This window comes from Streptomyces sp. YJ-C3 (assembly GCF_053891275.1).
In genome coordinates this window covers 7,437,772-7,455,875 of record NZ_CM132685.1, presented here as the reverse complement: position 1 = coordinate 7,455,875, position 18,104 = coordinate 7,437,772, and the positions used below count along the sequence as shown (strand labels likewise).

General features: G+C 71.6%; 16 protein-coding genes. 7 read left to right on the top strand and 9 right to left on the bottom strand.

What is annotated here, in order from left to right:
• Positions 1 to 48 precede the first annotated feature (48 nt).
• A complete protein-coding gene (locus tag ACVHNB_RS33730; protein ID WP_456228983.1) occupies positions 49 to 558 on the top strand; it encodes an isochorismatase family protein in 510 nt (169 codons plus the stop codon).
• A 4-nt stretch (positions 559 to 562) separates the two neighbouring features.
• Here the strand turns inward: ACVHNB_RS33730 and ACVHNB_RS33725 are convergent, their stop codons facing one another.
• The 4 genes from ACVHNB_RS33725 to ACVHNB_RS33710 are packed head-to-tail and all read right to left on the bottom strand — an operon-like array spanning position 563 to position 6,225.
• A complete protein-coding gene (locus tag ACVHNB_RS33725; protein WP_456226622.1) occupies positions 563 to 1,564 on the bottom strand; it encodes an oligopeptide/dipeptide ABC transporter ATP-binding protein in 1,002 nt (333 codons plus the stop codon).
• Positions 1,561 to 3,531, bottom strand: a complete 1,971-nt coding sequence (locus ACVHNB_RS33720) for a dipeptide/oligopeptide/nickel ABC transporter permease/ATP-binding protein (protein WP_456228982.1) — start codon at positions 3,529 to 3,531, stop codon at positions 1,561 to 1,563. The genes ACVHNB_RS33725 and ACVHNB_RS33720 overlap by 4 nt, the downstream gene beginning before the upstream one ends.
• 53 nt (positions 3,532 to 3,584) lie before the next feature.
• On the bottom strand, positions 3,585 to 4,544 hold the full coding sequence (locus ACVHNB_RS33715; RefSeq protein WP_428954790.1) for an ABC transporter permease: 960 nt from the start codon (positions 4,542 to 4,544) through the stop codon (positions 3,585 to 3,587).
• 52 nt (positions 4,545 to 4,596) lie between these two features.
• Positions 4,597 to 6,225: an ABC transporter substrate-binding protein gene (locus ACVHNB_RS33710; RefSeq protein WP_428954791.1), complete on the bottom strand. Its 1,629-nt coding sequence runs from the start codon at positions 6,223 to 6,225 to the stop codon at positions 4,597 to 4,599.
• Positions 6,226 to 6,428: 203 nt separating this feature from the next.
• Between ACVHNB_RS33710 and ACVHNB_RS33705 the strand changes: the two genes are divergently transcribed.
• The gene (locus ACVHNB_RS33705) at positions 6,429 to 7,166 is read left to right on the top strand and encodes a FadR/GntR family transcriptional regulator (protein WP_456226621.1); all 738 of its coding nucleotides are present in this window, start codon (positions 6,429 to 6,431) and stop codon (positions 7,164 to 7,166) included.
• An 8-nt stretch (positions 7,167 to 7,174) separates the two neighbouring features.
• Here the strand turns inward: ACVHNB_RS33705 and ACVHNB_RS33700 are convergent, their stop codons facing one another.
• A complete protein-coding gene (locus ACVHNB_RS33700; protein ID WP_456226620.1) occupies positions 7,175 to 9,244 on the bottom strand; it encodes an ATP-binding protein in 2,070 nt (689 codons plus the stop codon).
• A 334-nt stretch (positions 9,245 to 9,578) separates the two neighbouring features.
• On the opposite strand from ACVHNB_RS33700, the gene ACVHNB_RS33695 reads away from it, so the two are divergent.
• The 4 genes from ACVHNB_RS33695 (at position 9,579) to ACVHNB_RS33680 (ending at position 13,240) form a co-directional block, all read left to right on the top strand.
• The gene (locus ACVHNB_RS33695) at positions 9,579 to 10,649 is read left to right on the top strand and encodes a PP2C family protein-serine/threonine phosphatase (protein ID WP_456226619.1); all 1,071 of its coding nucleotides are present in this window, start codon (positions 9,579 to 9,581) and stop codon (positions 10,647 to 10,649) included.
• Between the two features lie 531 nt (positions 10,650 to 11,180).
• A complete protein-coding gene (locus ACVHNB_RS33690) occupies positions 11,181 to 11,396 on the top strand; it encodes a hypothetical protein (protein WP_428954794.1) in 216 nt (71 codons plus the stop codon).
• 222 nt (positions 11,397 to 11,618) lie between these two features.
• Positions 11,619 to 12,368: a DNA repair protein RecO gene (recO, locus tag ACVHNB_RS33685; RefSeq protein WP_428954795.1), complete on the top strand. Its 750-nt coding sequence runs from the start codon at positions 11,619 to 11,621 to the stop codon at positions 12,366 to 12,368.
• Positions 12,369 to 12,406: 38 nt separating this feature from the next.
• Complete coding sequence (locus ACVHNB_RS33680) at positions 12,407 to 13,240, top strand: isoprenyl transferase (RefSeq protein ID WP_428954796.1); 834 nt, start codon at positions 12,407 to 12,409, stop codon at positions 13,238 to 13,240.
• Between the two features lie 123 nt (positions 13,241 to 13,363).
• Here ACVHNB_RS33680 and ACVHNB_RS33675 read toward each other — a convergent pair whose 3' ends face one another.
• From ACVHNB_RS33675 to ACVHNB_RS33660, 4 genes are read right to left on the bottom strand one after another with little or no spacing between them, the layout of a single operon-like run.
• The gene (locus ACVHNB_RS33675) at positions 13,364 to 13,810 is read right to left on the bottom strand and encodes a Fur family transcriptional regulator (RefSeq protein ID WP_428954797.1); all 447 of its coding nucleotides are present in this window, start codon (positions 13,808 to 13,810) and stop codon (positions 13,364 to 13,366) included.
• Positions 13,811 to 13,835: 25 nt separating this feature from the next.
• The gene (locus ACVHNB_RS33670; protein ID WP_428954798.1) at positions 13,836 to 14,720 is read right to left on the bottom strand and encodes a metal ABC transporter permease; all 885 of its coding nucleotides are present in this window, start codon (positions 14,718 to 14,720) and stop codon (positions 13,836 to 13,838) included.
• Positions 14,720 to 15,487, bottom strand: a complete 768-nt coding sequence (locus tag ACVHNB_RS33665) for a metal ABC transporter ATP-binding protein (protein WP_428954799.1) — start codon at positions 15,485 to 15,487, stop codon at positions 14,720 to 14,722. The genes ACVHNB_RS33670 and ACVHNB_RS33665 overlap by 1 nt, the downstream gene beginning before the upstream one ends.
• 35 nt (positions 15,488 to 15,522) lie before the next feature.
• Positions 15,523 to 16,503 carry a metal ABC transporter substrate-binding protein gene (locus ACVHNB_RS33660; protein WP_456226618.1) on the bottom strand — a complete coding sequence of 327 codons (981 nt, stop codon included), beginning with the start codon at positions 16,501 to 16,503 and terminating at the stop codon, positions 15,523 to 15,525.
• 215 nt (positions 16,504 to 16,718) lie between these two features.
• On the opposite strand from ACVHNB_RS33660, the gene ACVHNB_RS33655 reads away from it, so the two are divergent.
• Positions 16,719 to 18,101 (top strand): glycine--tRNA ligase, encoded by a 1,383-nt coding sequence (locus ACVHNB_RS33655; RefSeq protein ID WP_428954801.1) that lies wholly within the window; start codon positions 16,719 to 16,721, stop codon positions 18,099 to 18,101.
• Positions 18,102 to 18,104: the final 3 nt, after the last annotated feature.

The window sequence follows — 18,104 nt, the reverse complement described above, 5'->3', positions numbered from 1 at the left end:
GGGCCCGTGGCCGCTCACCCGCACCGCCCCGCGCTCCTCGTCATCGACATGCAGCACGACATGCTGCCGATCATGCATCGCGCCGAGGAGACCATCGGCGTCATCGCGGGCCTGCGCTCCAGGGCGCGGGCGGCGGGTGTTCCCGTCGTCACGGTGCGGCAGGAGGGTGCCGGGCCCGTCGTGCCCGAACTCGCGCCTGACAAGAGTGAGTTGCTGGTGACCAAGTCGACCGCCGACGCGTTCCTGCGGACCGGGCTCGACGCGGCACTGCGCGAGCTGGGCGTCACCGAGCTGCTCGTCACGGGCTTCGCCACGGAGAACTGCGTGGAGACGACCGCGCGCCGGGCCCTCAGCGAGGGCTACGACCTGGTGCTCGTGGCGGACGGGCACACGACGTCCGTCCGCCCCGCCACGACGGACTTCGCCCCGCCGGACCGGTCGATCGCCCACCACAACGAGATCTATCGGCACATCGACTTCCCCGACCGGGGCATCCGCGTACGGCCGGCCGCCCAGGTCGACTTCGCCGCGCCCGGAGAGCCGGTGAACAGGGGCTGACCGGTCAGCGGACCTCCTGGACGAGGTCGTGCGTGGACTGGTCCGCGCGGACCGGGTGGTGGCACCGGTGGACGTGCCCGCCGGTCCCCTCCGGCTCGGGCATCGCCGCCGCGCAGGCCGCGTCCGCCCGCCAGCAGCGCGTACGGAACGGGCAGCCGGACGGCGGACGCGTGGCCGACGGCACCGGGCCGGCCAGCGGGATCGGGTCGACCGGGGCGAGCAGCCCGGGCGTCGCCGAGAACAGGGCGCGCGTGTACGGGTGCCGGGCCCGGTCCAGGACGTCGGCGGCGGGCGTCTCCTCCACGATGCGGCCCAGGTACATGGTGATGACCCGGTCGCTCATCCGGCGCACCGTCTGGATGTCGTGCGAGACGAAGACCAGGGCGAGGCCGAGGCGTTCCTTGAGATCGAGGAGGAGGTTGAGGATCTGGGCGCGCACCGACACGTCGAGGGCGCTCGTCGGCTCGTCGGCCACCACCAGGTCCGGCTCCAGGGCCAGCGCCCGCGCGATGGCGACCCGCTGCCGCTGCCCGCCCGACAGCTGCCCGGGCAGTGCATCGGCCAGCGCCTTCGGCAGGCCGACCAGCCCCAGCAACTCCCGTACCCGCACATCGCGTCCGCCGCTCGTGCGGTACCGGTGCACGTCCATCGGGTCGCGCACGATCTGCCGTACGGTCAGCCGCTGGTTCAGGGCCGTCGAGGGGTCCTGGAAGATCATGCCGACGCCGGTGCCGACCGCCGCGCGGCGCTCGGCGGCGGGCATGGTCCACAGGTCGCCGCCCCGGTACGTCACCGTTCCCGAGGCCGGTCTCTGGACGCCCACCAGGACCTTGGCCAGGGTCGACTTGCCGCAGCCCGATTCGCCCACGACGCCCAGGGTCTCGCCCGGGACGACGGTCAGGTCCGCCGCCGTGAGGGCGTGGACGCGGTCGCGGCCGAAGAGGCCGCCCGAGCGTGCCCTGTGCACTACGTGCACGTCGGTCAACTCCACCAGTGGCGTGGTCATTTCGGCTCCCTCTCCGCCTCGGCGCCGCGCGCCGGGGGCACCGTGGCCGGTGGCGCGTCCGCGGCGCCGTCGTGGTCGCTCGCGCCGTTCCCCGCGTCCCTGTGGGGCGCTGCCGGGTGATGGCACGCCGTGGCGTGCGCCGCGCCGCCCACCAGGTCCGGGGCCAGGTCCCGGCACACCTCCGACGCCAGCGGGCAGCGGTCCGCGAAGCGGCAGCCCGCCGGGAAGTCCGCCGGGGACGGGACCACGCCCTTGATCTGGGTGAGCCGGTCGGCCGCCGACTCCAGGGAGAGCACCGAGCCCAACAGGCCGCGCGTGTAGTGGTGCCGGGGTGCCCCCACCAGATCGGCCGTCACTCCCGTCTCCACGATCTGGCCGCCGTACATGACGACGACCCGGTCCGTGACGTCGGCGACCAGCGCCAGGTCGTGCGAGACGAGGACGAGCGCGAAGCCCAGCTCGGCGCGCAGCCGCAGCAGCAGCTCGATGATTTGCGCCTGCACCGTCACGTCGAGCGCCGTCGTCGGCTCGTCGGCGACGATCAGCTTCGGGTCGCGGGACAGTGCCATGGCGATGAGGACGCGCTGGCGCTGACCGCCGGACAGCTCGTGCGGGTAGCTGCGCAGAGTGCGGTCCGGGTCGAGCCCGACGAGGGCGAGGAGCTCGGCGGGGGAGCGGCGGCCGCCGCGCCGGACGACCTGCTTGAGCTGCGCACGCACGGTCATCGCGGGGTTCAGGGACGACAGCGCGTCCTGGTAGATCATCGCCATGTCGTGGCCGAGCAGCCGGCGCCGCGCACTCATCGGCAGGGACGTCAACTCGGTCCCGTCGAACGTCACTTGTCCCTGGACGCGGGCCCCCTTGGGCTGCAGGCCCATCACGGTCAGCGCGGTCAGCGACTTGCCACAGCCGGACTCGCCGACCAGGCCCAGGACCTCACCGGGGCGTACGTCGAAGCCGATGCCGTCGACGATGTCGACCCCGCCGTGCCGCGCGTCGAAGCCGATGGCGAGGCCCCGCACGGAGAGCACCGGCGGCCCGTCGGGCAGCGGCCGGGCGCGGGCGCGCAGCCGGGCCGCGGCCTGCGTGAGCCCGGGGAGTTCGAGGACCTGGCCGGTGCCGGGCGCCGCGGCCTCCAGCCGGTCGGGTTCCTCGGCCGCCACGTCCCGCGCGGCCGGCGCCGCCCACGCGTCGGAGACGCCTTCGCTGAGGACGTTGAGGGACAGGACCGTGACCAGCATCAGCAGGCCGGGGAAGACGGTCGCCCACCAGCCGCCGATCAGCACCATGTTCTTGCCGTCGGCGATGACGCTGCCCCAGGACGGGTCCGGCGGCCGCACGCCCGCGCCGATGAAGGACAGCGACGCCTCGAAGACGATCGCCTCCGCGACCTGCACCGTGCAGAACACCAGGATCGGCGCCGCGCAGTTGATCGCGACGTGCCTGAGCACGATGTGCGGGGTGCGGGCCCCGATGACGCGCTCGGCGGTCACGTAGTCCTCGCCGTACTGGTCCAGGACGTTGGCGCGGACGACCCGGGCGATGGGCGGCGTGAACAGGAACGCGAGCGCGCAGATCAGCACCGGGATCCCGCCGCCGAACACGGCGACGAGCACGGCCGCGAGGGCGATCCCGGGGAACGCCATGACGACGTCCAGGCAGCGCATCAGGGTCTCGTCGACGGCCTTGCGGGACGTCGCGGCGACCGCGCCGAGGACCGCGCCCACGACGAGCGCGAGCAGGGTCGCCCCGAGCCCGATGGCGAGGGACCACCGGGCCCCGTACATCAGCCGGCTGAGGATGTCCCGGCCCAGGCTGTCCTGTCCCATCCAGTGCGCGCCGGACGGATGACCGGTGCCGTCCACCTGCGCCTGCTGGTCGAGCGGGTCGTGCGGGGCGAGCAGCGGGGCGAACAGGGCCATGAGCACGACGACCGCGAGAACGCCGAGCGCGATGCGGGAGCGCAGCCGAGCCCCTCCGGCGCGTGAGGAGCGGAGTCCGGGGCGGAGCCCCGAGGCCTTCACGACAGCCCCCGCAGCCGCGGATTCACCAGCAGATACAGCACGTCGATCACCAGGTTGACGACGACGAACCCGACGGCCGTCGTCAGTACGACCCCCTGAACCACGGCGGGGTCCCCGTTCTTCACCGCGTCGATCATCAGCTTCCCCATCCCGGGCAGCGAGAAGATCGTCTCCACGACCACCGCCCCGCCCAGCAGATAGCCCACCCGCAGGCCGAGCACGGTGAGCGGGTTGATCAGGGCGTTGCGCAGCACGTTGCGGCCGACCACGACGAGCGGCGGGAGCCCGCTGCCGACGGCCGTGCGCACGTAGTCCTTGTCGAGCTCCTCCACCACGGCCGTCCGGACGATCCGGGTGAGCTGCGCGGCGACCGGCAGCGACAGGGCCAGCGCCGGCAGCGTCATGCACGTCAGCCAACCGGTGAGGGAATCGGCCGGGTTGACGTAGCCGCCGGTCGGGAACCAGCCCCGGTCCACCGCCAGGTACTGGATCATCAGCAGCGCCAGCCAGAACCCCGGCGCGGCCACCCCGGTCAGCGACACGACCCGGACGACCTGGTCCCAGGTCCGGTCGCGGTGGATGGCCGCGCTGATGCCGAGCACCAGCGACACCACCACGGCGATGCCGAGGCCGAGGAACGTCAGCTGCAGGGTGAGCGGCAGCGCGGTGGTGACCTGCTCGACGACCGGCTGCCGGGTCAGCACGCTGATCCCCATGTCGCCCTGGAGCAGATCGCCGACGAAGTGGAGGTAGCGCAGCGGCAACGGGTCGAGCAGCCCGTTGCGTTCCCGGAACTCGTGCAGCTGCCGCGGCGTCGGGTTGGCGCCCTGGAAGTACGCGGACGCCGGGTCGACGTCGGCGAAGCGCATCACGAGGAACACGAACAGGACGATGCCGAGCAGCAGCGGCACGAGCAGCACGAGGCGCCGGGCGAGAATTCTGGCGATCACGGCCACGGGCGTGAACTCCCTTGTTCGAGGCGGAGCGTGTACCGAGGCGGAGCCTGTCCTACGCGGGGTGGGCCTTGAGCAGGTTGATCCCGGGGTAGGGCTGCGCCTGCACACCGGTGATCTTCTTGCCGTCCCACGCGGTCATCAGCTCGTTGTGCACGACGGGGTAGATGACGGCCTGCTCGGCGACGACGTCGAGATAGTCCTGGATCATCGCCTTCTTCCTGGCGGCGTCCGGCTCCCGCGTCGCCTGGTCCATCCGCCGGAAGAGCTGCTTGGCCGTGGGGTCGTCCGCCCAACGGGCGTACCCCATCCACGTGTTGGCGGGCCCGTAGTTGTAGTGCATGATCAGGTCCGCGTCGAGGCCGAACTGATTGGGATTGGAGGCCGCCGCCACCACCTGGAAGTCCTTCTTCTGGTCCAGCTTCGTGAAGACCGCCGTGGTCTCCTGCGGGTCGAGCGTGGTCCTGACGCCGATCGCGTCCCAGGACGCCTTGATGGTCGGCAGACAGTCCACGATCCACGACACGTTCACGGCCATGAGGTTGATGCGCAGACCGCTCACCCCGGCGTCCTTCAGCAGCCGCTCGGCCTTCTCCGGGTCGTAGCCGTAGACCGGCTTCGCGTCGCGGTGCGCGGGGTTCCCCTCGTCGAGGAACGACGTGGCCGCCTTCCCGTGCCCCTTGAGCGCGACCTCGATCATCTTCTTCCGGTCGATCGCGTAGTGCAGCGCCTGCCGCACCCGTACGTCACCGAATGGCTCGTGCGCGGTGTTGAACAGCAGGAACAGGTTGTTCATCCCGGCGCCGCCCTCGACGGTGAGCCCGCCCTTCTCCAGCTGGGGGACATTGGCGTACGGGACGTTGTCGGCGATCTGCGCGTCGGCGCTGCCCCCGGAGATCTTCGCGACCCGCGGCGCCGCGTCGACGATGGTCAGCCAGTTCATCTTCTTGAAGGCCGGTTCACGCGGGCCGTTGTAGTCCGCGAAGGCCTCGAAGGTCGTGTTCACCTTGGGCTGGTGCGAGGTCTGCCGGTACGGGCCCGAACCGACGGCCTTGCCCTTCATCGCGTCGTCCCACGCGCCGGGCCGCGAGAAGACGTGCTTCGGCATGATCTTGGCGAGGGTCAGCCGGGCGATCCCCTCCGGGAAGGGGAACTTGAGGACCAGCTCGACCGAGGAGTCGCCGGTCTTCCTGACCTCCTTCAGCCAGCTCTCGAAGAATCCCTTGGCGAGCGTCTGCGTGTCCGGGTCGAGGATCCGGTCGAAGACGAACACCACGTCGTCCGCCGTCACCGGCTTCCCGTCGTGCCAGGTGGCGCCGGAGCGCAGCGTGAACGTCCATGTCGTGCCCTTGAGCTGGGCCGCGTCCGGCACCTCGGTCGCGAGTGCCGCGTACGGAGCCCGGGTGATCGGGTCGGTGTCGACGAGCCCCTCGTAGATGTGGTGGTTGCCGGCCATCGCGAACGCGGACGCCGTCAGCGTCGGGTCCCAGCTGCCGTCGTTGCCGTAGCCGATGACGGCCGTCAGGGACGTCGAGCCGCCCGCGCCGTCGTCGTCACCGGTGTCGTTCGTGGACTTCGGACCGGACGAACAGGCGGACAGCGACGTGGAGATGGCGGCCGCGGCGCCGAGGGCGCCGGTGTACTTGAGGAAGGAACGGCGGCCGGTCGCGTCATGGTCGCTCATGGTGCCTCCAGTGACTCCGGTGAGAGGACCGCCCGGCCGGGGAGGTGCACCGGAGCCGGGAGATCCAACGTCCTACGTCTGGGTAGCGACGTGACCATAAGAGGCCCCGCAGGGGCGGTCAAGAGATCGCGCAGCATCGCGCGGAGAACCTCTTTCGCCCCGAGGTGGGACGTGGGATGTCCCGAGCGCCTACGATGCGGCGCATGTCCGACGACGAGCCCGGCGGCCCGGCCGTACGCCATCGCCGCGTCAGCCACCAGGTCCGGCGCGCGGTGACGCAACTGATCCTGGACACGGGCTTGCGGCCCGGTGAACTCCTTCCCACGGAAGCCGAGTTGATGGACACCCTCGGCGTGAGCAGGAACTCGGTGCGAGAGGCCCTCAAGGCCCTCCAGGCCCTCGACATCGTGGAGATCAGACACGGCTACGGCACCTACGTCGGCCAGGCCTCGCTGACCCCGCTCGCCGACGGCCTCACCTTCCGCACCCTGCTGCGCCCCGCCGACGACGCGCACGCCCTCGCCGAGATCCTCCAGGTGCGCGAGGTCCTCGAAGAAGGGCTGATCCGGCGGGTCGCCGCGGCCCCGCCCGACGACGACGTCCTGGACCGACTCGACGTGATCGTACGGAAGATGAGCGAGGCGGGGCAGGCCGGCGAGCCGTTCGCCGACCTGGACCGCGCCTTCCACGAGACGCTCTACCGCTCGCTCGGCAACGAACTGATCCCGCAGCTGCTCGGCGCGTTCTGGAACGTGTTCGACCGGGTCGCCGGGGTGCGCCGGTGGGCCCACGACCCCGCGCCCGAGGTGACCGTCGAACGGCACCGCGCCATCGTGGCCGCGCTGCGCGCCGGGAACGCCGCCGGGGCGCAGGAGGCCATGGCCCACCACTTCCGCGGCATCGAGGCACGCGCCGAGCAGGAGACCCGCGGGGTCGGCTGAGCTCCGTTCTAGGTGCCGGTGCTGTAGACGATCCCGTCGACGGCCTCGTCGTGCAGCCCCTCCTCGTACGCCTTCGTGTAGGCGGCCTCGCCGAGGGCCTGCCGGCTCCGCCGCTCCGCGTCCGCGCGGACCGCGACGAGCTGCGGATTGCCCATCTGGGGGCGGCCGAAGCCCAGCCACACCCGCTGCGCCGCGCCCAGCAGCCGGGCCCCCGCCTCGTCCTGCCCGTCGGCCACGGTCGCGGCGGCCAGCACGTCGGCGGCGAGGGCGACGCCCAGGGTGTCGTGGAGACCGGCCTTGCCCCGCAGACTCGCGCGGGCGTGCCCGGCGGCCTCGGACCAGTGCCCGAGCCCGAACGCGGCGAGCGCCTGCACATAGTCGCCGAACGCCCGCCCCCAGCAGTCGCCGCGCGCGGCCAGCTCGACGCAGACGCCGTGCGCGAGGGCCCTGCCCTCGTCGAAGTCGCCGACGTAGATGCGGGAGAACGCGCGGGAGATCCGGTTCAGGAAGCACGCGGCCTCGTACGCGCCCCGCCGGGTCTGCGGCGCGGCCGAGTCCAGCACGGCGATCGCCTGCTCGTGGTCGCCCTGCTGGGTCAGGATCGTGCCCGTGAGGTAGTCCGCCGCCACGTCCGCGGTCGGGTCCGCGGACGTCGCCGCCAGCACCCGGAACTCGGCGGAGTGCCGCAGCGCCACGTCGAGACTGCCCTGCGCCATGGCCACGATGCCGCAGCTCCACAGCGCCTTGGCGTACTCGGGCCCGGGCTCCGGGCCGTCGGCCAGAGCCCGCTCCAGATAGTGGCGGCCCTCACGGGCGAACCCGCACGCGAACCAGAAGAACCACAGGGAGCCGGTCATCTCCAGCGCGATGTGCCGCCGGCCCTCACGGAGCGCGAAGTCGAGGGCCGCCCGGATGTTGGCGTGCTCGGCCGTGATGCGCGCGCCCCAGACCGGCTGCCGGTCGGTCAGCCACTCGCGGTCGCCCTGCGCGGCCAGCTCCCGGTAGCGCTCCAGGTGGGCCCGCCGCACCGCCGCCTCCTCGCCGAGCTCGCGCAGCCACTGCGCGCCGTACTCCCGCACGGTGTCGAGCAGCCGGTACCGGGTCGGCTCCGCCCCGCCCGGTACCGGGTCCGGGCGCACCAGGGACTTCGCGACCAGCTTGTCGAGCAGGGCGGGAACGGCCTCGGCGGACAGCGGGCCGCCCGCGGCCACCGCCCGGGCGCCGGCCAGGTCGAAGCCGTCGGCGAAGACCGACAGACGGGCCCACAGCAGCCGCTCCAGGGGCGCGCACAGTTCGTGGCTCCAGCCGATCGTGGTGCGCAGCGTCCGGTGCCGGGACGGGGCCGGGCCGCCCGGGGCGTCCGGGACGACCAGGGTGTCGAACCGGTGCCGCAGCCGCTCGCCGAGCTCCCGCACCGTCAGCTCCGCCAGCTGGGCCGCGGCGAGCTCGATGGCCAGCGGGATGCCGTCGAGGCGGCGGCACACGGTCACGGCCGACTCCCGCTCCGCACGGCCGAGCCGGAAGCCGTCGACCGCGGCGGCCGCCCGGTCCGCGAACAGCGAGACGGCGTCACCGCCCGCCGGCTCCGCCGCGGCATCGGCCGCCACGGGCAGCGGGTCCACTTCCATGAGCCACTCGCCCGCCGCGCCCAGCGGCTCCCGGCTGGTCGCCAGGATCCGCAGCCCGGGCCCCGCGTCGAGCAGCCGGGTCGCGAGCCGCGCGCACGCACCGACCAGGTGCTCGCAGGTGTCCAGGACGAGCAGCAGGTTCCTGGTGGCGAGCCACTCGGCGATGAGCTCCTCGGGAGGCCGCGTCGACTGGTCGACCAGACCGAGCTCCTCGAAGAGGACGTGGCCCAGCAGGGAGGGTTCGCGCAGCGGGGAGAGCGCGACCAGCCGCGCGCCGTCGGCGAACCGCGGCGCCGCGCGACGGGCGGCGCGCGCGGCGAGGCGCGACTTGCCGACGCCGCCGACCCCGGTGAGGGTGACGAGCCGGTGCCGCGTCAGCACCCGGTCGAGCGCGGCCAGTTCCTGATCGCGCCCGATGAAGCTCGTCGTCTCGGCGGGGAAAGTCTCCACCCGCACCGCCTCCCGGCTCGCCCGTACCGCGCACGTCCGCGCGCCGTCGCCGGACAGTCTGCTCCGGCACGCGGGCCGCATCAGTGGTTGGCGAAAGTTGAGCGGCTGCCCCGCGCCCGGCACGCCGATCCGGGCAGAAGGCGTCAGCGGGGGACGGTTGCGGTCGCGCGGATGCGCACTGTGCTCAACGGGGGGCACGGAACGGTGCGTTCGGCCAGAGTGGATCGCTCACTGCGGCGGGGCGAGCGGGGCAGGGCAGGCGGGAGGCTCCTGCATGGCTGTGCGGGACAGCGGGCGAGGGCGCTGGAGAAGGGCGGGCGGCTTACTGCTGCCGTTGGCCGTCACCGCGCTGCTCGCCGTGCTCGGTACGTTCCACGACGGATGGCGGCCGGCGGTGGGGGCGCTGCTGATCGGGCCGGTCCTGGCCTGCTCCCGGCTGGGCGCGCGCGGCACGCTCGCCGTGGCCGGGTGGAGCGCCGCCCTCGCCCTGTCGGTCGGTACCGTCCGGCATCTGGCGGGCACGCCGCCGTTCGTCCTGGAGTACCTGGTGCTGCTCGCGGGCGGTGTCCTGGCCGTCCGGGTCGCGGGGCGGCTGACGGCGCACACGGCGGCCCTCCGGCACGCCGTCCAGGTGGCCCAGGTGGCGCAGGGCGCGATCATGCGCCCGGTGGCCGCGCGGATCGGCGAGGTCGACGTCTTCACCCGGCACCACTGCCCCCTGGAGCCGGCGACGGTCGGCGGCGACGTGTACGAGATCGTCAACACCCCCTTCGGGACACGGGTGTTCATCGGCGACGTACGCGGACACGACCTGGGCGCGGTGCAGACCGCCGCGACGGTGCTCAGCGGCTTTCGCGACCTGGCCTATGTGACCCCCGAACTCACCGACATCGCCGTCCGCCTGGACGCGCTCGTCGCCCCGGACCTCGGCCCCGAGGACTTCGTCACCGCACTGTTCGCCGAGTTCGCCCCGGGCGAGGTCCGGCTCGTCAACTGCGGCCACCCGCCGCCGCTGCGCATCGGCAGATCGCTCAAACTGCTCCAACCGGCCGACTCCGCGCTGCCGTTGGGCCTCGGTACCCGGCCGGGCGCACGCCGCTGCTGGCTGCAGCCGGGCGACCGGGTCCTCTTCTACACCGACGGCCTGATCGAGGCGCGCTCCCCGGACGGCACCGAGTTCGCGCTGCTCGACCGGTGCGCGGAGCCGCTCTCCGCGGTCCTGCAGAGCGACGCCCTCGACGCCCTGTACGCGGCCGTGACCGCGCACACCGCGGCGCCGCTCCAGGACGACGTGGCACTCGTCCTGTGCCAGCAGGCCGACCCCGTCGCGGACGCCGTCCACGGGGTGACGCGGGACACGCACGGATGCGAGGGGCGGGTGGGTGCGGAACTTCCCCGACGGTGAGCGCGAATCCTTGTCACCTACGGCACATCCGCTCGAAAGAATCAGCGTTCGCGGCGCCTCGTCGGCCCTCCGGGCGACATCCGACTTCGGTTTGCGAATTGCCCGTTCGAAACCACCGAAGTAGCCGCAGCGGAGGAAAGGCCGCATCCCTTGCCCGGACCAATGGCCATGGCCGACCCGTCGGTCCGGCAAGGCGCTTGTACTGCACAGACTCCTCCCCACTGTAGAGACACGACGCCACCGCCGAGTGGCGAAGCGTGAAATCGAATCGGGAAGGGGAGCCACGTGACGGGCCACGAGAACCATGTCCGCCGAGCGTGGAGGGAACGACGAAATGACGGAGAAAGCGCGAGTCGCACGCACGGGGCCGGGAATTGTGCTGTCCCCACTCGGTCCGGACCCGGTGTCAATTGCGCGGACCGCCCCGTGTCCCTCGGTGGAATCGAGACGTTGTCCGGTTGACGCGGCGGCCCGCCCGGCCGCCGCGCTCGTCGCACGGCAGGACGCACTACCTGACAGGAGCACCACCCGATGAAGCCGCCGATCGGTTCGTACGCAGTCGACACGAGCACGGGACAGGTGGGCCGGGTGATGGGACACGAGGGCCCGTACGTACAGCTGCGCCCCTTCGGCGGCGGCCGCGAGTGGGACTGCCCGCCCGAGATAGTGCGCGAGGCGACGACGACCGAGCGGCTGCGGGCCGCGACGGCGTACGAGAACAGAAGGAGCCGCGGCGAGGTCCCCTGATCGGGGCGGCCCCGGGCCTCCGCGCCCGAACAACCCGGCCGCGCCCCGGCCCCCGTCCGCGGAGAGGCAGAATGGAGTCATGAGCCTGCTCCGCGACGACGGCACCGTGCTGCGCATCCAGAAGCCGCGCACCCACGAGCCGGGTGCGGCGGGACGGAGCACGCCGCTCGCGCCCCGGGGACGGCCCCCGTACCCCCGGCGGAGGACCCGAGGGGGTGTGGGATGAGTCTCTTCCGTGACGACGGGATCGTCCTGCGGACCCAGAAGCTCGGGGAAGCCGACCGCATCATCACGCTCCTCACCCGCGGCCACGGGCGGGTCCGCGCCGTGGCCCGCGGCGTGCGGCGCACCAAGTCGAAGTTCGGGGCCAGGCTCGAACCGTTCTCCCACGTCGACGTCCAGTTCTTCGCCCGGGGCAGCGAGCTGATCGGGCGCGGGCTGCCGCTGTGCACGCAGAGCGAGACCATCGCCGCGTACGGCGGCGGCATCGTCAGCGACTACGCCCGCTACACCGCAGGCACCGCCATGCTGGAGACGGCGGAACGCTTCACCGACCACGAGGGCGAGCCGGCCGTGCAGCAGTACCTGCTGCTCGTCGGGGCCCTGCGCACGCTCGCCCGCGGCGAGCACGAGGCGCACCTCATCCTCGACGCGTTCCTGCTCCGCTCCCTCGCCGTGAACGGGTACGCGCCCACCTTCGGCGACTGCGCGAAGTGCGGAATGCCCGGTCCCAACCGATTCTTCTCGGTCGGCGCGGGCGGCTCGGTTTGCGTCGACTGCCGGGTACCGGGCAGCGTCGTACCCTCACCGCAGGCCCTCACCCTGCTCGGTGCGCTGCTGACCGGCGACTGGGAGACGGCCGACGCGTGCGAGGCACGCTTCGTACGGGAGGGCAGCGGGCTGGTGTCGGCGTACCTGCACTGGCACCTGGAGCGCGGACTGCGCTCGCTGCGGTACGTGGAGAAAAGCTAGCGAGAGCTGGCACTGAGCTAAGGGGAGAGGCCCGGAACATGGCACGTCGAGGAATCCTCGGACGGTCGTCCCGTCGTGAGTACGAGACACCCGAACCGCACCCGTCGGGCGCGCGGCCGCCGAAGATCCCGGGCGAGCTGGTGCCCGAGCACGTGGCCATCGTGATGGACGGCAACGGACGCTGGGCCAAGGAGCGCGGGCTGCCCCGCACCGAGGGGCACAAGGTCGGCGCCGAGCGGGTGCTCGACGTCCTGCAGGGCGCCATCGAGATGGGCGTGGGGGCCATTTCCCTGTACGCGTTCTCGACGGAGAACTGGAAGCGGTCGCCCGACGAGGTCCGCTTCCTGATGAACTTCAACCGGGACTTCATCCGCAAGACCCGGGACCAGCTCGACGACCTGGGCGTGCGGGTGCGCTGGGTCGGGCGGATGCCCAAGCTGTGGAAGTCGGTCGCCCGGGAGCTGGAGATCTCCCAGGAGCAGACCAAGGACAACGACAAGCTGACCCTGTACTTCTGCATGAACTACGGCGGCCGCGCCGAGATCGCCGACGCCGCGCAGGCCATCGCCGAGGACGTGAAGGCCGGCCGCCTCGACCCGTCGAAGGTGTCCGAGAAGACCTTCGCCAAGTACCTCTACTACCCGGACATGCCGGACGTCGACGTGTTCCTGCGCCCCAGCGGCGAGCAGCGCACGTCCAACTACCTTCTGTGGCAGAGCGCTTACGCCGAGATGGTCTTCCAGGACGTGCTCTGGCCGGACTTCGACCGCCGCGACCTGTGGCGTGCGTGCGTCGAATTCGCCTCCCGCGACCGCCGGTTCGGCGGCGCGACGCCGAATGAGGTCCTGCTGCAGCTGGAAGCCGAGGGCTAGGCCGGATCTCTGCTGCAGGTTGCGCCCGCGCCCCTCAGGGGCGCGGGGAACTGCGCGAGAAGCCACGACGCAACCCGCACCCGCCCGCGACGCCCGACCCGGCACACGAGGAGGCGCCCCCGCTCAACCGGCGGCAGCGCACTCCGCACACGTGCCGAAGATCTCCACCGTGTGCGCCACGTTGACGTAACCGTGCTCGGAGGCGATCGCCTCCGCCCACTTCTCCACCGCCGGGCCCTCGACCTCGACGGCCTTGCCGCACATCCGGCAGACCAGGTGATGGTGATGGTCGCCCGAGGAGCAACGGCGGTACACCGCCTCGCCCTCCGACGTGCGCAGGACGTCCACCTCGCCGGCGTCGGCGAGGGACTGCAGCGTGCGGTAGACCGTGGTCAGACCGACCGAGTCGCCCTTGTGCTTGAGGACGTCGTGCAACTCCTGGGCGCTGCGGAACTCGTCCACCTCGTCGAGCGCCGCCGCCACTGCCGCGCGCTGGCGGGTAGACCTGCCTCGAACCGGGGCTGCCACGGGTTCCTCCTCACATCCCTGCCACGTACGTACCGCCGCCATTGTGCCAGGCGGCGCTGTGACCGGGTCAGACCTTGGCCGGGGCCTGCTCGGGGATCGAGCACTCCGCCGGATCGCCGGCCGCGACCGTCGCCGCCCGTGCCCTGCGGCGGGCGAGCGGCGTGGCGAGGAGCGTCAGGACGATGAAGACGCCGATCGTCAGGAGCACGATCGTCGCGCCGGGCGGCACGTCCTGGTAGTACGAGGTGACGGTGCCGCCGAGGGTCACCACGACGCCGATGGCGACCGCGATCACGAACGTCGCCTTGAAGCTGCGGGTCAGCTGCTGGGCGGCGGCCACCGGGACCACCATCAGCGCCGACACCAGGAGCAGTCCGACGACACGCATGGCGACCGTCACCGTGACCGCCGCCGTGATGGCGACCAGCAGGTTCAGGGCGCGCACCGGCAGACCGGTGACCCGGGCGAACTCCTCGTCCTGGCTCACCGCGAACAGCTGCCGGCGCAGCCCGACCGTCACGAGGACGACGAACGCGGCGAGCCAGCTGATCGCCACGACGTCCTCGGGGGAGACCGTGGTGAGCGAGCCGAACAGGTACGAGCTGAGGTTGGCGGTCGAACCGCCCGGCGCCAGGTTGATCAGCATGACGCCGCCCGCCATACCGCCGTAGAAGAGCATCGCGAGGGCGATGTCGCCGCGGGTCTTGCCGTACCAGCGGATCAGCTCCATGAGCAGCGCGCCGACCGCGGAGACGGCCATCGCCATCCACACCGGGGACGTCGACAGCAGGAAGCCGAGACCGACGCCGGTCATCGCCACGTGGCCGATGCCGTCGCCCATCAGGGCCTGGCGGCGCTGGACGAGGTAGATGCCGATGGCGGGTGCCGTGATCCCGATGAGGACGGCCGCGAGCAGAGCCCGCTGCATGAAGGCGAAGTCGAGGAATTCCATCAGCTCAGCAGTCCCGTACGGATCGGTTCGGCGCCCGCGTCGGAGTGCGGGTGGACGTGGTCGTGGCCCGGCAGCGCGTGCTGCCCGACGGCCTTGGGCGGCGGCCCGTCGTGCAGCACGCAGCCGTCGCGCAGCACCACCGCGCGGTCGATCAGCGGCTCCAGCGGGCCCAGTTCGTGCAGGACGAGGAGGACGGTGGCGCCCGTGGCGACCTGCTCACGCAGAGTCGCGGCGAGGATCTCCTGGCTGGCCAGGTCGACGCCCGCCATCGGCTCGTCCATGATCAGCAGCTCGGGCTCGGCGACCAGGGCCCGGGCGATCAGCACGCGCTGGTGCTGGCCGCCGGAGAGCGCGTTGACCGAGTCCTTGGCGCGGTCGGCCATCCCGACCAGCTCCAGGGCGCGGCGCACCGCCTCCCGGTCCGCCCTGCGCAGGACGCCGAACTTCGCCCGGGACAGCCGGCCCGAGGCGACGACCTCGGTGACCGTCGCCGGGACGCCGCCCGCGGCGGTGGTGCGCTGCGGCACGTAGCCGACGCGCGCCCAGTCCTTGAAGCGGCGGCGCGGGGTGCCGAAGAGCTCGATCTCGCCGCCGGTGAGCGGCACCTGGCCGATGACGCTGCGCACGGCGGTCGACTTGCCGGAGCCGTTGGCGCCGAGCAGGGCGACGACCTCGCCGCGGCCCACGGTGAGGTCGATGCCGCGCAGCACCGGCCGGGAGCCCAGCTCGGCGGTGACCCGCCGCAGGGTGATGACGGGGTCACTCATCTCGGTGCCGCCCTTCAAGCCGCTTGATCCGTACGTCACTTGGCGCCGAGTGCCTTCTGCAGCGCCGCCAGGTTCGACTTCATGACCTGGATGTAGTCGTCGCCCTTGGACTTGCCGGTGATGCCCTCGATCGGGTCGAGTACATCAGTCTTCAGGTGCGCGTCGCCCGCCAGGGTCTTCGCCGTCTTGTCGCTGACGAGGGTCTCGTAGAAGACCGTGGTGACGCCGTCGGCCTTCGCCATCTTCTGGAGGTCCTTGACGCGGGCGGCGCTGGGCTCGCTCTCGGGGTCGAGGCCGCTGATGGCCTCCTCGGTGAGGCCGTAGCGCTCGGCGAGGTACCCGAAGGCGGCGTGGGTCGTGATGAACACCTTGGAGCCGGTGTCCTTCAGGCCGTCCTCGAACGCGGTGTTCAGGGCGTCCAGGTCCTTGACCACGGCCGCGGTGTTCTTCTTGTACTCGGCCGCGTGGTCGGGGTCGGCCTTCTGCAGGGCCTTGCCGACGCCCTCGGCGACCTCGGCGTACTTCACCGGGTCGAGCCAGATGTGCGGGTCGGAGCCGTTCTCGTCGCCGTGGTCGTGATCGTGGTCGTGCTCCTCGGCGTGGCCGCCGACCTCGCTGCCGTGCTTCTCCAGGCTGGTCAGGGAGGCCGCGTCGACCTTGGTGCCGATGCCGGACTGGCTGATCGCGTCGTCGACGGCGGGCTGCAGGCCCTTGAGGTAGAGCGCCACGTCGGACTCCTCGATCTGGCCGCGCTGCTGGGCGCTGACCTCGAGGTCGTGCGGCTCCTGGCCGGGCTCGGTGAGGTTGGTGACGTCGACGTGGTCGCCGCCGATCCGCTCCGCGAGGTACTGCATCGGGTAGAACGACGCCACGACGTCCAGCTTGCCGTCGTTCTTGCCGTCCGCCGCGCTCGACGAGGAGCAGGCGGACAGGGCCGTCAGGCCGAGCACCGTGGTGGCGGCGACGGCGGTGGTGGATATGAGGCGGCGGGGGCGACGAGGCAGGCGTACGTTCATGACAGTCATTTTCAACAAAACTGGAAACGATTGTCAACAAGCCCTTCGTCCTGCTCTGTACCGAGAACCGATTTGGTTAGGGGGGTAGGCCCGCCGGTAACCTGAAGCATTCGCTCCCGGAGCGCGTATCCGCCCGCCCGTCGCCCGACCACCACCCCTGACGGAGGCGCTGCGCGCCGCACCTATTGAATTCGTCGTCGTAAGAAGAGAGCACCGTGGCCGCCGACAAGATCGAGACCATCGTCAGCCTCAGCAAGCGCCGTGGCTTCGTCTACCCCTGCAGTGAGATCTACGGTGGTCAGCGGGCCGCCTGGGACTACGGTCCGCTGGGTGTGGAGCTGAAGGAGAACATCAAGCGTCAGTGGTGGCGCTACATGGTCACCTCGCGTGAGGACGTCGTCGGTATCGACTCGTCGGTGATCCTGGCCACCGAGGTCTGGCAGGCGTCGGGTCACGTCGCCACGTTCACCGACCCGCTCACCGAGTGCACCTCCTGTCACAAGCGGTTCCGCGCGGACCACCTCGAGGAGGCGTACGAGGAGAAGAAGGGCCGCGCGCCCGAGAACGGCCTCGCCGACCTCAGCTGCCCCAACTGCGGCAACAAGGGCACGTTCACCGAGCCCAAGCAGTTCTCCGGCCTGCTCTCCACGCACCTCGGCCCGACGCAGGACAGCGGCTCCGTCGCCTACCTGCGCCCCGAGACCGCGCAGGGCATCTTCACCAACTTCGGCCAGGTCCAGACGACTTCTCGTCGCAAGCCGCCGTTCGGCATCGCCCAGATGGGCAAGAGCTTCCGCAACGAGATCACGCCCGGCAACTTCATCTTCCGCACCCGCGAGTTCGAGCAGATGGAGATGGAGTTCTTCGTCAAGCCGGGCGAGGACGAGAAGTGGCAGGAGTACTGGATGGAGCAGCGCTGGAACTGGTACACCGGCCTGGGCCTGCGCGAGGAGAACATGCGGTGGTTCGAGCACCCGCAGGAGAAGCTCTCCCACTACTCCAAGCGCACCGCTGACATCGAGTACCGCTTCCGCTTCGGCGGCAGCGAGTGGGGCGAGCTGGAGGGCGTCGCCAACCGCACGGACTACGACCTGTCCGCGCACTCCAAGGCCTCCGGCCAGGACCTCTCCTACTTCGACCAGGAGAAGGGCGAGCGCTACACGCCGTACGTCATCGAGCCCGCGGCCGGTGTCGGCCGCACGATGCTGGCGTTCATGCTCGACTCGTACTTCGAGGACGAGGCCCCGAACGCCAAGGGCAAGATGGAGAAGCGCACGGTCATGCGCTTCGACCCGCGCATCGCCCCGGTGAAGGTCGCGGTGCTGCCGCTGTCCCGCAACCCGGAGCTGTCGCCGAAGGCCAAGGGCCTTGCCCAGGCGCTGCGCCAGCACTGGAACATCGAGTTCGACGACGCCGGCGCCATCGGCCGCCGCTACCGCCGTCAGGACGAGATCGGCACGCCGTTCTGCGTCACGGTCGACTTCGACACCCTCGACGACAACGCGGTGACGGTGCGCGAGCGCGACACCATGAAGCAGGAGCGCGTCTCCCTCGACCAGATCGAGGGCTACCTGGCCAGCCGCCTGATCGGCTGCTGACAC